Source organism: Streptomyces sp. NPDC059861 (genome assembly GCF_042731435.1).
Taxonomy (GTDB): domain Bacteria; phylum Actinomycetota; class Actinomycetes; order Streptomycetales; family Streptomycetaceae; genus Streptomyces.
Window position 1 is genome coordinate 1 of the sequence record NZ_JBHWJQ010000007.1, and the last position, 12,568, is coordinate 12,568.

The window sequence follows — 12,568 nt, forward strand, 5'->3', positions numbered from 1 at the left end:
GCCGTCGGGGGCGCCGACCGGGGCGGGCACCGGCGGGGCGGAGACGGGCGGCGCCGGCACGACGGGGTCGTGCGAGGGCGGCGGCGGTACCGCGGGCGGGCGGCCGGAGCTGCGGCCGGCGCCCGAGGCGGGCTTGGCGGCGGGGCGGCCGCCACGACGGGACTCGATCAGGCCCACGGCCTTCTCCGGCAGCCAGGCCGACGCCGTACCGCTGTCGTCGGAGCCGGAGCCGAACAGGTGCGGGGCGAGCTGGGCCTGGAGGTCGGCGGGGCTGGGGCGGGCCGAGGGGTCCATCTGCATGCAGGACTCGATCAGCGGGCGCAGCTCGTCGGGCAGGCCGTCGAGGTCGGGGCCCTCGCGGAGCAGCATGAAGACGGTCTCGACCGGGTTGGCGCCGTGGAAGGGCGGGTGACCGGTGGCGGCGAAGACCAGCGTGGAGCCGAGCGAGAAGACGTCGCTGGCGCCGGTGACGGAGCGCGAGTCCTTCGCCTGCTCGGGCGACATGTAGGCGGGGGTGCCCACGGCGACGTTGGTCATGGTCAGACGGGTGTTCGAGACGCCGGAGGCGATACCGAAGTCGATCACCCGGGGGCCGTCCTCGACGACGAGGACGTTCGAGGGTTTGAGGTCACGGTGGACCAGCCCGGCCCCGTGGATCGACTGGAGCGCCTCCGCGACGCCCGCGGCCAGCCAGCGCACGGCCTGGGCCGGGAGCGGCCCGCAGTCGTTCACTATCTCCTCGAGGGAGGGCGCGGGGACGTACGCGGTCGCCAGCCACGGCACGGCGGCGCGCGGGTCGGCGTCGACCACGGCCGCCGTGTAGAAGCCGGACACCGCGCGGGCCGCCTCGACCTCGCGCGTGAAGCGGACACGGAACAGCTGGTCCTCGGCGAGCTCCGTCCGCACGGTCTTGATCGCCACACGCCGGCCGGACGCCGAGCGCGCGAGATAGACCAGCCCCATGCCGCCGGCTCCCAGCCGTCCCAGCACCTCGAACGGCCCGATACGCCGCGGATCGTGCTGCGTCAGCTGATCCACCACTTGCCTGCCACCTCCCCGTACGAGCCGCGTCACCCACATATGTACGCGACCCCGTGCAGCGTCTCACCACCGCCCCGCCGCGGCGGCACGCACCCCGATTCTTCCTGTCCCGGCCACAGGTTGCGAACCCGGTGACATATCGGGTGTGTCCCTCATACCGGGGCAAGGGGTGGGGCATTCCAGGACAAGCGGTGGCGCAAGCCCGCCGCGGCGACGGCGGAACGACGACGGATCGGCGGCCGATCAGCGACCCGACGGCGATGGACCGGCGTCCGTTCAGCGTTGAAGTACCGCGAACGACGCCCCCTGACCGTCCGACGCCACCCCCACCGTGCCGTACGAGGTGTCGAAGGGCCCCGCCTGGACCCGGCCGCCCAGCCGGCTCACCTCGGCGAGCGCGGCCTCGCAGTCCTCCACGCCGAAGTGGACGACGAAATGCGGCGGCATCTCGGCCGGAAAGGCCCCGGCCAGCGGGGCGCGGCCGAAGTCGGGCGTGGCGTCCGGCCCGAACAGGGCCTCATGGAAGAGATCGCCGTAGAAGTCGTTGGCGGCGGCGGTGTCACGGGCGTACAGCTCGGCCCAGACGAAGGCGCCGGGCGCGTGCCGCAGCCCGAAGCCCGGGTGGGTCCCCGGCTGCCACAGGCCGAACACCGCGCCCTCGGGGTCGGTGGCCAGCGCGGCCACGCCCAGCTCGCCGACCGGCAACGGCGCGGTGACCACCTGGCCGCCCGACGCCCGGATCCGCCGGGTGAGCACCTCGGCGTCCGGCGTCGCGAAGTAGACCGTCCAGACGGTGGGCAGCCGGCCGTCCGCCTTCTGCCCCAGCGCGGCGACGGGCTCGCCCTCGCGGTAGGCCCACACGGAGCCGCCGTACGAGGACTGGAAGGACCACCCGAAAAGTTCACCGTAGAACCGCTTGCCCGCCGCGACGTCGGCGAGCTGCGCGTCCACCCAGCACGGGACGCCCTCCGGGTACGCCGCTTCGCTAGCAGATGTGCTGTTTTCGGCCATGCCGCCAAAGTAACGTCGTCGTCGGCACCCCGCTCACCGGCCACACCACGCGCCGATCACCCGTGCACCCCATTTGCAGTCGGCCGAATCGCGCTCCCATCACCCCTCGGTAAGCTGACGGCATGACAGGACAAGTGCGTACCGTCGACGGCCGCGTGGCCGGTCGGCGTGGGCAGGCGACGCGGCAGAAGCTGCTGGACTGCCTCAGCGAGATGCTCAGCTCCTCTCCCTACCGGGACGTCAAGGTCATCGATGTCGCCCGGAAGGCGGGCACTTCGCCCGCGACCTTCTATCAGTACTTCCCGGACGTCGAGGGCGCCGTCCTGGAGATCGCCGAGCAAATGGCCGCCGAGGGCGCCGGTTTGACGGAGCTGCTCGAAGGCCGCACCTGGGTCGGCAAGGCCGGCTGGCAGACCGCCCAGGAACTGGTCGACGGTTTCCTTGAGTTCTGGCGCAAGAACGACGCCATTCTGCGCGTGGTCGACCTCGGCGCCGCCGAAGGGGACAAGCGGTTCTACAAGCTCCGGATGAAGATCCTGAACTCGGTGAACAACTCCCTCGTCGATGCCGTCACCGAACTCCAGTCCAAGGGCCGCGTCGACAAGGACGTGAACCCGGCTGCGATCGCCGGTTCGCTGGTCGCGATGCTCGCGGCGGTCGCCTCGCACCAGAAGGGCTTCCAGACCTGGGGTGTCAAGCAGGCCGAACTGAAGCCGAATCTGGCGTTGTTGGTACACCTTGGCATCACGGGCAAGAAGCCGACCAAATAGCAGCGGCCGGCCTTTCCCGTCGCCCGCCTTTTTTCTTTTCCGTTGGCCCTCGGTTTCCAAGTCCTGTCAGACAGCCGGTGGTTCACCCGGGTGGACCGCCGCCTGTCATCCGTCACGCCGGGAGCGGCCGGTCCTTGACCACGTGCTTCATCACCAGCGTGGACGTCAGGCGCTGCACCCCCGGCAGCGTCGCGAGCCGCTCGTCGTACAGCCGCTGGAACGCGGCGAGGTCCGCGGTGGCCACCCGCAGCAGGTAGTCCGGCTCCCCGAACAGCCGCTGCGCGTCCAGTACGTGCTCCACCTCGCTGACCGCCTTCTCGAACTCGGCGACCGTGTCCCGGTCCTCCTGCCGCATGGACACGAAGACCAACGCCTCGAAGGTCAGCCCCATGGCCCCCGGCTCGACCACGGCCCGGTATCTGCTGATCGCCCCCGACCGCTCCAGCTCCCGCAGCCGTCGGTGACACGGCGAGACGCTCAGCCGCACCCGCGCGGCCAGCTCGGTCACGGTGAGCCGCCCGTCCTGCTGAAGCTCGGCAAGAATCTTCCGGTCCATGTCGTCCATGGGGAAGATTCTCCCTCAGAACCCGCGATCACGGGGAAACTTCGGAAACACCTTCGGGCACATTCCGCCTAATCTGACCGGCATGGACTCCGCGACCCTGATCTCCTTCCTCGCCCTCGACCTGCTGCTGGTGTGCGTACCGGGTGCGGACTGGGCGTATGTGATCTCGGCCGGTCTGCGTGACCGCTCACCGGTCACGGCGGTAGCGGGCCTGGTCAGCGGCTACGCGCTGCACACCGTGCTCGCGGCGGCGGGCCTGGCGGTCCTGGTGGCGGGATCACCGGTCCTGCTCACGGTGCTGACGGTGGTGGGAGCGGCGTACCTGGTGTGGCTGGGGTGGAGCGTGCTGCGCCGCCCGGGCACGCCGCAGGCCGGGGACGACGCCCCGGTGGCCGGCGGGCGGGTCTTCCTGCGCGGCGCGATGATCAGCGGACTGAACCCCAAGGGGCTCCTGCTCTACCTCTCCGTGCTCCCGCAGTTCCTCGTCACGGGGCACGGTCACCTGCAGGTCCCGGCGCAGACCGCCGTCCTCGGGCTGCTGCACATGGCGTGCTGCGCCGTGGTGTACCTCGGGGTCGGCATCGCGGCGCGCGCGGTGCTGGGCGCCCGCCCGGCGGCGGCACGGGCGGTGGCGCGGACCTCGGGCGCCGCGATGCTGGGGATCGGGGCGTTCCTGCTCGTACAACGGCTGGCGACGCTGTAGCGGTCATCGTCGTACGCCGCCGCGGGGCAGCCGTCGCCTGCGCGCGCGGCCGTCACTTCCGCAGGAGTCTGAAGACGCGGATCTCGCGCGTCACCCGCGCCTGATACGTCGCGTACGGCGGCCAGAACACCAGCACCGCCCGCCAGGCGGCCGCCCGCTCCTCACCCGCCAGCGGCAGCGCGGTCACGGGGATGTCCCGGCCCTTCCAGTTGATCTCGGCGTCGGGGCGGGCGAGCAGGTTGTGGGTCCAGGCGGGGTGACCGGTCCGGCCGAAGTTGGAACCGACCAGCAGCCAGCTCCGCCCACCCTCCTCCGGCATGCAGGCGAGCGGCGTACGGCGGGGCAGGCCGCTCCGGGCGCCCGTGGAGGTCAGGATCACGCCGGGCAGCAGCAGCGCGCTGAGCAGCACCCTGCCGCGGGTAAGGCGGTGGACGGCACGGTCGAGGGCGGGCACGACATACGGGGCGGCCTTCGCGAAACCCCTGGTCGAGGAGACCTTCTGGACGATCCCGGCGACACCCATCAGACGGTCACCTCCGCGCGCTCGAACAGCCGGGCCGTCCCGGCGGCATGGGCGCGCAGCCGGTGCACCGGGCCGAACAGCAGCTCGTCGCCTGCCGCCCGCTTGAAGGAGAGGTGGGCGTCGTGCTCCCAGGTGAACCCGAGACCGCCGTGGAACTGGATGCCCTCGGCGGCGGCGGTGCGCAGCGCCTCCAGCGCCTGGGCGAGGGCGAGCCCGCCGACCCGCTCACCGCGGGCGGTGGCCCAGGCGGCGTAGTAGGCCGCCGAGCGCGCCGCCTGCACCTGTACGTACACGTCGGCCAGTCGGTGCTTGACCGCCTGGAAGGAGCCGATGGGCCGCCCGAACTGCTCGCGCCGGCCCACGTGTTCGACGGTCCGTTCCAGCACACGGTCGGCGGCACCGACGGCCTCGGCGGCGAGCACGGCGGCGGCGGTGTCGCCGAGGGCGGCGAGAGCGGTCAGGGCGGTGGCGCCGGCGGCACGGGCGGGTGCCCCCTGCTCTTCGCCGAGCAACTCGGCCGGCACCTCCCTCAGTTGGATGCTCGCCCTCGGCCGGGTCGCGTCCAGGGCGGTCTGGCGCACGCGGGTCGTTCCGGGCGCGTCCCCCGGCACGAGGAACAGCAGCGTCCGGGACCGGGCGAACCCCCCGGTGTGCGCGGCGACGACCAGCAGTCCCGCGCTGTGGCCGTCCAGCACCTGGTCGACCTCCCCATAGAGCCGCCAGCCGCCGTCCGCCGGGCGGGCCTGGACACCGCCCGCACGGCCGCCGCCCGCCCAGTCGCCCGCGTTGCCGCCGGTCAGCGCGAGAGCGGTGGTGAGGTGGGGCCCGGCGACGGCGAGGGTCGCGGTGAGCCGGCCGGCGGCGAGGCGCGGGAGCAGCTCGGTGCGCTGGGCGTCGGTCCCGAGGGCGAGCAGGAGGGGGGCGACGAGGACGGTGGTGGCGAGCAGCGGCGAGGGTGCCAGCGCGCGGCCGGTCTCCTCGGCGGCGAGGGCGAGCTCGGTCACCGAGCAGCCGACACCGCCGTAGGCCTCGGGGAGCGCGAGTCCGGGCAGGCCGAGCCGCTCGGACAGGGCCGACCAGAGGGCGGGGTCGTGGCCGGCGGGGGTGTCGATGGCGGCGCGCAGCTGCTCGGGGGTGCAGCGGCGGCGGAGCAGTTCACGCAGGGTGCGGCGGATCTCGTCCTGCTCCGGGGTGAAGCTGGCGTCCATGACGGCCTCCCTGAATCTGACGGTCAGTCATATTAGGCCGTCGACGGCCGGCCGCCCAGAGCCAGTGCTGATGTACCGTCAGAAACATGACTGCTGCTACCCGGAAAGTCGCCGTGGTGGGCGTGTCCCTGTCCGACTGCGGCCGTGTGGACGAGGCCACCCCCTACACCCTGCACGCCCAGGCGGCCCGCCGGGCCCTCACGGACGCCGGTCTGGAGCGGGCGGTCGTCGACGGCTTCGCGTCGGCCGGCACCGGCGTGCTGGCGCCGGTGGAGGTGGCCGAGTACCTGGGCCTGCGCCCCACCTGGGTCGACTCCACGTCGGTCGGCGGTGCCACCTGGGAGGTGATGGCGGCGCACGCGGCGGACGCGATCGCGGCAGGGCACGCGCGGGCGGTCCTGCTGGTGTACGGCTCGACCGCCCGCGCGGACGTCAGGGCCGGGCGGCGCACGGGGAACCTCTCCTTCGGCGCGCGCGGGCCGCTCCAGTTCGAGGTGCCCTACGGCCACACCCTGATCGCCAAGTACGCGATGGCGGCCCGGCGCCACATGATCGAACACGGCACGACCATCGAGCAGTTGGCGGACGTGGCGGTGCAGGCGCGGGCGAACGCGGCGCTCAACCCCGACGCCATGTTCCGGGCACCGATCACCGTCGACGACGTCCTGGACGGACCGGTGATCGCGGACCCCTTCACCAAGCTGCACTGCTGCATCCGCTCCGACGGCGGCGCGGCGGTCCTGCTGGCCGCGGAGGACGTCGTACGGGACTGCCGAACCGCTCCGGTGTGGATCCTCGGCACCGGCGAGCACGTCTCGCACGCCGCCATGTCCGAGTGGCCCGACTTCACCCGGTCCCCGGCGGCGGTGAGCGGACGGCTGGCGTTCGAACGGGCCGGGGTGCGGCCGTCGGAGATCGACTTCGCGCAGATCTACGACGCCTTCACGTACATGACCCTGGTGACCCTGGAGGACCTGGGCTTCTGCGCGAAGGGCGAGGGCGGGGACTTCGTCGGGAAGGGGCGGCTCAGGGTCGAGGGCGGGCAACTTCCGGTGAACACCGACGGGGGCGGTCTTTCGGCCCAGCACCCCGGGATGCGGGGACTGTTCCTGCTGGTGGAGGCGGTCCGGCAGTTGCGCGGGGAGGCGGGCGCGCGGCAGGTGCGCGGGGCGGACGGGGGGCTGCCGCGGCTGGGAGTGGCGGCGGGGACGGGGGGATGGTTCTGCTCCTCGGCGACGATGGTGCTGGGTCGCTGACGGAACATCGGCTCCCGGCGTGGTGTTGTGGGACGGAGAGGCTGTTCGACGACGACGCCGCTGAAGGAGACCCGTCATGGCACTGACCCGGGAAGAGCGCGAGGAGTTCCTGGCCGAGCCGCACATCGCCGCGCTGGCGGTGGCCGGGGAGGAGGGCCGGGCACCCCTGAGCGTGCCGATCTGGTACCAGTACGAGCCCGGCGGTGACGTGTGGGTCCTGACGGGGCTGGACTCCCGTAAGAACCGGCTGATCGGCGCGGCCGGGCGCTTCACGCTGATGGTCGACCGGGTCGAGCCCACCATCCGGTACGTGTCGGTCGAGGGGCCGGTCGTCGAGACGGTCCCGGCCACCGTCGAGAAGCTGCGCGAGATCTCGGCGCGCTATCTGCCGGCCGAGAAGGTCGAGGGGTACGTCGACTTCTCCTGGAAGAACCACGGCGAGATGGTGGTCATCACCATGCGACCGGAGCGCTGGGTGTCGTCCGACCTCGGCGCGGTATAGGGAGGGGCTCCCTCCCTCCCGCGATACTCGACGGCATGGAAGCTGATCTGCACGCGCTCCTGAGGTCCCTGCGGGTGTGGGACCCCGAGGTCACGTCCCTGCCGCCGTTCGACCCCGCCGCCGCGCCCGCCGCCCCGCTCCCCCTCTTCACCACCTGGTTCGCCGAGGCGGTGGCGGCGGGCCAGCCGGAGCCGCACACCATGTCGCTGGCCACCTCCGACGAGGAGGGCCGGCCGGACGTGCGGATCGTGATGCTGCACGGCGCGGACACCGAGGCCTGGACGTTCGCGACCCACGCCACCAGCCGCAAGGGCCGCGAGCTGGCCTCCCGGCCGTACGCCGCGCTGAGCTTCTACTGGCACCTCCAGGGCCGCCAGATCCGCGTCCGCGGCCCCGTCGCCACCGCCCCGCCGACGGAGAGCCTGGCCGATCTGCACGCCCGCTCGACCGGCGCGCTGGCCGCCGCGCTGACCGGCCGCCAGAGCGAGCCGCTGACCTCCCTGGAGGACCTCGCCGAGGCGTCCGAGGCGGCCTGGTCCCAGGCCCAGCAGAATCCCAGCGCCACGTCCCCGACCTGGACGCTGTACCGCCTCCGCCCGGACGAGATCGAGTTCTTCCAGGGCGACGAGCGACGCCGGCACGTGCGGCTCCGCTACGTGCGGAGCGGCGGGGAGTGGGTCAAGCAGCTGCTCTGGCCCTGAGGCCGCCCGACCTTCCGACCTTCCCGCTACCGCCCTACCGCCCTACCGCCCTACCGCCCTCGAAGACGTACTCCACCGATTCCGCCACCGGTCGGTAACCGATCCTCCGGTAGACCCCGTTGCTGGTGGCGTTGGCGGCGTCCGTGAAGAGCAGCACCTCCTCGGCGCCCGCCGTCAGCGCGGCGCGGCTCACCGCGGCCGTCACGGCTCCCGCATAGCCCCGGCGCCGGCGGCCGGCCGGGGTGTAGACGGGCGCGACCCGTACCTGACCGGCGATCTCGGGGGTCACCCCCGCCATGGCGACCGGGGTGCCGTCGGGCGTCTCCCAGAAGGTGGCGCCGCCACGGGCGAGGCGGGCGTCGGCCCAGGCGTCGGCGTCCTGCGCCGGGCCGTCGCCCACGGCCTCGGAGAACTCGGTGTACCACCGGGCGAGTTGCTCCCGGTCCGGCTCCTGCGCCACCCTCGCCCGGCCGGGCGGGGCCGGGTCCGGGGCCGTCAGCGTGCCGAGGCGGTGGAGCAGCCGGCGCCCGTGGAGCGCGGGGGTCGCGCCCGTGTGCCGTTGCCAGGCCGCGGCGAGGGCGGCGGCGCTCTCGGGGTCCCCGGTGACGCCGGGAAGCCGCTCCGACCGGTCCGCCAGCCGGGCGGCGAGGGCGTCCGCCTCGTCGGGGGCGAGGGCGGTGAGGTACACGCCACGCGGCGGGGTACGGAAGCACACCGCCCGGACGGCTCCGGCACGCTCCAGGAACCCGAAGACCGCTGGCTCGTCCCCGTACACGTGGCGTCCGCGCCGGCGCAGGTCGTCGGTCACGGTGAGGGGGACGGTGTGCTGGGCGGGACGCGAGCGCAGGAAGGTTCCGGCGTGGGCGAGGAAGGCGTCCAGGTCCTCGGTGAGGGTCCAGGCGGGGGCGCCGGGAGCGGCCCCGTCGCCGGTGGTGTGCCTCACGGCCCCGTCACCACGGCGGTGGCCCGCGGGTCGGGCTCCGGGTCGGTCGCCAGGCGGGCGTGGAGGTGGACGTCGCGGAAGGCGTCCTGGCTGTCGGACTCCCACATCGCACCGCGCAGGGTGCCCTCGTAGGGGAAGCCGCAGTGCTCCGCTATCCGGCAGGAGGCGTCGTGGCCCACGGCGTGGCCGAGTTCCAACCGGTGCAGGCCCAGGTCGGTGAAGGCCCAGTCGGCGGCGACGGCGAGGGCGCGGGTGGCGGCGCGGCGGCCTCGGGCCTCGGGGAGGATCCAGTAACCGACGCGGGCGACGCGGAAGGTGTGGTCGATCTCGTTGACGCCGACGTGGCCGAGGGTCGTCCCCGTCTCCGCGTCGGTGATGCGGAAGGACGCGCCGGCGCCGGTCGCGGCGTTGTCGTCCTTCGCCCGGAGGGAGGCTCGGGCGGCGTCGAGGTCGGTGACCGGGATCAGCGGGGTGTTCCAGCGCCGGAACTCCGGGTCCGACATGCCGCGCAGCCAGGCCTCGGCGTGCGCGTCGGAGGCGGGGTCCCAGCTGCGCAGGCACAGGCCGTGGCCGTACAGCTCGGGATGGGGGTGGGCGAAGGACGGCGAGTTCATGAGGGCCATCGCCCCATTCAAGCCCGTCGGCCGCCGGGTTTCACCCCGAATTCGGCCTGATCCGGAACACCGGGACGCCGTCCCGGAAGGCGGCCTCCAGCGCGGCGCCGGCCCGCAGCGCGCTCGCGCCGCCGTGGCCGACGATCTCCGTCATCATCCGCGGGCCCTCCGCGAGGTCGACGACCGCGGCGACGTAGGGGGTGCGCGCGTCGAAGGGCGGGAGGTCGTTGCGGTGCACCACGGACCAGGTGTAGAGGGTGGCGCGGCCGCTCGCCTCCTCCCAGTCGACGTCCTCGCTCCAGCAGTGCGGGCAGAACTCCCGGGGGTAGTGGTGCGCCCGGCCGCACGCCCCGCAGCGCCGCACCAGCAGCCGGCCGCGCGCGGCCGCCTCCCAGTACGTCCGCGTGAAGGCGTCCGGCTCCGGTACGTCGTGGCGCGCGCTCACCCGAACCATCCCAGCGCGCCGTCCAGGGACCAGGTCTGCCAGGACATCCCGAGGAGCGCGACGACCGAGATCAGCGCCATCATCAGGTTCTGCCCCTGCTCGGCCCAGTCGTGGATCATGAGGACGAAGTAGACGGCGTTCAGGAGCAGCCCGCCGACGAGGGCGACCGGGGTCAGGAATCCGGCGATCAGGCCGAGTCCCAGGGCGAGTTCGGCGTACGCGATCACGTATGCCATCACGCGGGGGCGGGGCTCGACCACTGTACGGAAGCCCGAACGCACGCCGTGCCAGCGGTGCTTGGCGGCCACGTCGGCGGCCCACGCGATGCCCGAACCGTCGAACCACGCCTTCTTGTCCTTGTGCCGCCAGCTCTCCAGCCACCACAGCCCGAGCCCGATCCGCAGCACGGCCAGCCACTGCGCACCGGTGAGCCAGATCGTGTCCATGGGCGCTCCCGCCGACGACCTCACCTGTCTGATGGTACGTCAGTTAAGGCGGACGGCGGCCAGGTGTCCAGCCCCGTGCAAGGTGTGCGCGCCCTCCCCCGATCGGACACAACCGGTCCCCCTGCGCCACAGGCCCCGCCCACTCCTCCCCCACCCGTGATCGATCCGCAACCAATTCCGGTCTTGACCGAGACCCATCAACCCGGCATGTGATTACGCTCCGTACCATGCCCGACTCCACAGCGCCCACCCACGAAGAGGACCCGAAGGCCACCCGGCCGACGGCGCCGAACCCGCAGCCCGAGGACTCGACGGCCGCGGACCCGGAGACCGCGAGCCCGGCGGCCGATTCGGCGGTCGTGAGCCCGGGGGCCGAGCGCCCGGAGACCAAGGCGTCGGCAGTCGCGGGCCCCGAGGCCGAGCGCCCGGAGACCACGAGCCTCGAGGCCGACGACCGGGCGGTCGCCCATCCGAGAGCGACGCGCCCGGAGGCCCGTTCGGTGGCCGTCGCCCCCGAGGCCGAGCAAGCCGAGGCCGCGCGCCCGGAGGCCCGGAAAGTGCCGCGGCAGAAGGGCGGTCGGGCCGTGCGGCAGGTGCCCTCCGATCGGCCCGTCTACGTCATCGGCGGTGGGCCGGGCGGACTCGCCGCGGCACACGCCCTGCGGGCACGGGGAATCCGGGCCGTCGTCCTGGAGAAGTCCGACGGCGTCGGCGCCTCCTGGCGGCGGCACTACGACCGCCTGCATCTGCACACCACCCGGCGCCTGTCCGCCCTGCCCGGGCTGCCGATGCCGCGTCGCTTCGGGCGCTGGGCGTCGCGGGACGACGTCGTGCGGTATCTCGAGAAGTACGCCGAGCACCACGAACTGGAGATCGTCACCGGTGTCGAGGTGACCCGCGTCGAGCCCGCACCCGACGGCACCGGCTGGCTGCTGCACGCCACCGGCGGCCGACGGCTGACCGGCGGCGCGGTCGTCGTCGCCACCGGCTACAACCACACGCCCCGCGTCCCGCGGTGGCCCGGACGCGACACCTGGACCGGCGAGTTCCTGCACGCCTCCGCCTACCGCAACGCCGCGCCCTACGCCGGCCGGGACGTCCTCGTCGTCGGCGTGGGCAACACCGGCGCCGAGATCGCCGTGGACCTCGTCGAGGGCGGGGCCGCACGCGTACGGCTCTCGGTGCGCACCGCGCCGCACATCGTCCGCCGTTCCACCGCCGGCTGGGCCGCCCAGTACACCGGCATCCTGGTGCGCCGCCTCCCGGTCGGCCTCGTCGACCGGCTCGCCCGGCCGCTGGCCAAGGTCAGCGTGCCCGACCTCGCCGAGCACGGCCTGCCCCGCCCCGGCACCGGCCTTTACAGCAGGGTCACCGAGGGCGCGATCCCGGTCCAGGACGTCGGCCTCGTCGACGCGATCCGCAAGGGCGAGGTCGAGATCGTCGCCGCGGTGGACTCGTTCGACGGCGAGAAGGTCGTCCTCGCCGACGGCCACCGCATCGGCCCCGAGGCGGTCGTCGCCGCCACGGGCTACGTCCGCGCCCTCGAACCCCTCGTCGGCCACCTCGACGTCCTGGACGCCCGCGGCAGACCCGTCACGCACGGCGCCCGCACCCCTAAGGACGCCCCCGGCCTGTACTTCACGGGCTTCACCAACCCCATCAGCGGCATGCTCCGCGAACTCGCCCGCGACGCGGAGAAGATCGCGCGAGCCGTCGCCCGGCGCAGCGCCGACCGGGTCTCGCGCATCCCCGGCTGACCGGCGATCCCGCCCCTCGCCTCGATTCCGCCCGCACGACCATTTCCTGACCCTGCGTCAGTTCAGTAATCTGACAGAGCGTC

15 protein-coding genes are annotated in these 12,568 nt (G+C 73.4%); 6 read left to right on the forward strand and 9 right to left on the reverse strand.

All coding sequences use genetic code 11. The annotated features are described in order from the left end of the window. Positions 1-1,041: serine/threonine-protein kinase (locus ACFV6X_RS08090; RefSeq protein ID WP_385379318.1), on the reverse strand; the 1,041-nt coding region annotated here is incomplete at its 3' end. A gap of 276 nt (positions 1,042-1,317) precedes the next feature. Beyond that, positions 1,318-2,052: a VOC family protein gene (locus tag ACFV6X_RS08095; protein WP_385379321.1), complete on the reverse strand. Its 735-nt coding sequence runs from the start codon at positions 2,050-2,052 to the stop codon at positions 1,318-1,320. 134 nt (positions 2,053-2,186) lie between these two features. Here ACFV6X_RS08095 and ACFV6X_RS08100 point away from each other — a divergent pair, with 134 nt between their 5' ends. Then, a complete protein-coding gene (locus ACFV6X_RS08100; protein WP_385379918.1) occupies positions 2,187-2,822 on the forward strand; it encodes a TetR family transcriptional regulator in 636 nt (211 codons plus the stop codon). 112 nt (positions 2,823-2,934) lie between these two features. Here the strand turns inward: ACFV6X_RS08100 and ACFV6X_RS08105 are convergent, their stop codons facing one another. Beyond that, a complete protein-coding gene (locus tag ACFV6X_RS08105) occupies positions 2,935-3,387 on the reverse strand; it encodes an Lrp/AsnC family transcriptional regulator (RefSeq protein ID WP_385379324.1) in 453 nt (150 codons plus the stop codon). A gap of 82 nt (positions 3,388-3,469) precedes the next feature. On the opposite strand from ACFV6X_RS08105, the gene ACFV6X_RS08110 reads away from it, so the two are divergent. Then, positions 3,470-4,090, forward strand: a complete 621-nt coding sequence (locus tag ACFV6X_RS08110) for a LysE family translocator (protein ID WP_385379327.1) — start codon at positions 3,470-3,472, stop codon at positions 4,088-4,090. Between the two features lie 52 nt (positions 4,091-4,142). Here ACFV6X_RS08110 and ACFV6X_RS08115 read toward each other — a convergent pair whose 3' ends face one another. Both ACFV6X_RS08115 and ACFV6X_RS08120 read right to left on the reverse strand, forming a co-directional pair. Then, positions 4,143-4,613, reverse strand: coding sequence for a nitroreductase family deazaflavin-dependent oxidoreductase (locus ACFV6X_RS08115; RefSeq protein WP_385379329.1), 471 nt, complete (start codon positions 4,611-4,613; stop codon positions 4,143-4,145). Continuing rightward, the gene (locus tag ACFV6X_RS08120) at positions 4,613-5,821 is read right to left on the reverse strand and encodes an acyl-CoA dehydrogenase family protein (protein ID WP_385379332.1); all 1,209 of its coding nucleotides are present in this window, start codon (positions 5,819-5,821) and stop codon (positions 4,613-4,615) included. Before ACFV6X_RS08120 ends, ACFV6X_RS08115 begins: the two co-directional genes overlap by 1 nt. Before the next feature lie 86 nt (positions 5,822-5,907). On the opposite strand from ACFV6X_RS08120, the gene ACFV6X_RS08125 reads away from it, so the two are divergent. The 3 genes from ACFV6X_RS08125 (at position 5,908) to ACFV6X_RS08135 (ending at position 8,280) form a co-directional block, all read left to right on the forward strand. Further along, the gene (locus ACFV6X_RS08125; RefSeq protein WP_385379335.1) at positions 5,908-7,077 is read left to right on the forward strand and encodes an acetyl-CoA acetyltransferase; all 1,170 of its coding nucleotides are present in this window, start codon (positions 5,908-5,910) and stop codon (positions 7,075-7,077) included. A 76-nt stretch (positions 7,078-7,153) separates the two neighbouring features. Continuing rightward, positions 7,154-7,579 carry a pyridoxamine 5'-phosphate oxidase family protein gene (locus tag ACFV6X_RS08130; RefSeq protein WP_385379338.1) on the forward strand — a complete coding sequence of 142 codons (426 nt, stop codon included), beginning with the start codon at positions 7,154-7,156 and terminating at the stop codon, positions 7,577-7,579. Positions 7,580-7,614: 35 nt separating this feature from the next. Beyond that, complete coding sequence (locus tag ACFV6X_RS08135) at positions 7,615-8,280, forward strand: pyridoxal 5'-phosphate synthase (protein ID WP_385379341.1); 666 nt, start codon at positions 7,615-7,617, stop codon at positions 8,278-8,280. Positions 8,281-8,314: 34 nt separating this feature from the next. Here the strand turns inward: ACFV6X_RS08135 and ACFV6X_RS08140 are convergent, their stop codons facing one another. Genes ACFV6X_RS08140 through ACFV6X_RS08155 form a run of 4 tightly spaced genes read right to left on the reverse strand, consistent with a single transcriptional unit; the run spans position 8,315 to position 10,728 of the window. Further along, complete coding sequence (locus tag ACFV6X_RS08140; RefSeq protein WP_385379344.1) at positions 8,315-9,223, reverse strand: GNAT family N-acetyltransferase; 909 nt, start codon at positions 9,221-9,223, stop codon at positions 8,315-8,317. Continuing rightward, a complete protein-coding gene (locus ACFV6X_RS08145; RefSeq protein ID WP_385379347.1) occupies positions 9,220-9,846 on the reverse strand; it encodes a GNAT family N-acetyltransferase in 627 nt (208 codons plus the stop codon). The genes ACFV6X_RS08140 and ACFV6X_RS08145 overlap by 4 nt, the downstream gene beginning before the upstream one ends. 31 nt (positions 9,847-9,877) lie before the next feature. After that, positions 9,878-10,291 (reverse strand): Zn-ribbon domain-containing OB-fold protein, encoded by a 414-nt coding sequence (locus tag ACFV6X_RS08150; protein WP_385379350.1) that lies wholly within the window; start codon positions 10,289-10,291, stop codon positions 9,878-9,880. Beyond that, entirely contained in the window at positions 10,279-10,728 is a 450-nt protein-coding gene (locus ACFV6X_RS08155) for a DoxX family protein (RefSeq protein WP_385379352.1), read from the reverse strand. Before ACFV6X_RS08155 ends, ACFV6X_RS08150 begins: the two co-directional genes overlap by 13 nt. Before the next feature lie 557 nt (positions 10,729-11,285). On the opposite strand from ACFV6X_RS08155, the gene ACFV6X_RS08160 reads away from it, so the two are divergent. Then, the gene (locus ACFV6X_RS08160; RefSeq protein ID WP_385379921.1) at positions 11,286-12,485 is read left to right on the forward strand and encodes a flavin-containing monooxygenase; all 1,200 of its coding nucleotides are present in this window, start codon (positions 11,286-11,288) and stop codon (positions 12,483-12,485) included. Positions 12,486-12,568: the final 83 nt, after the last annotated feature.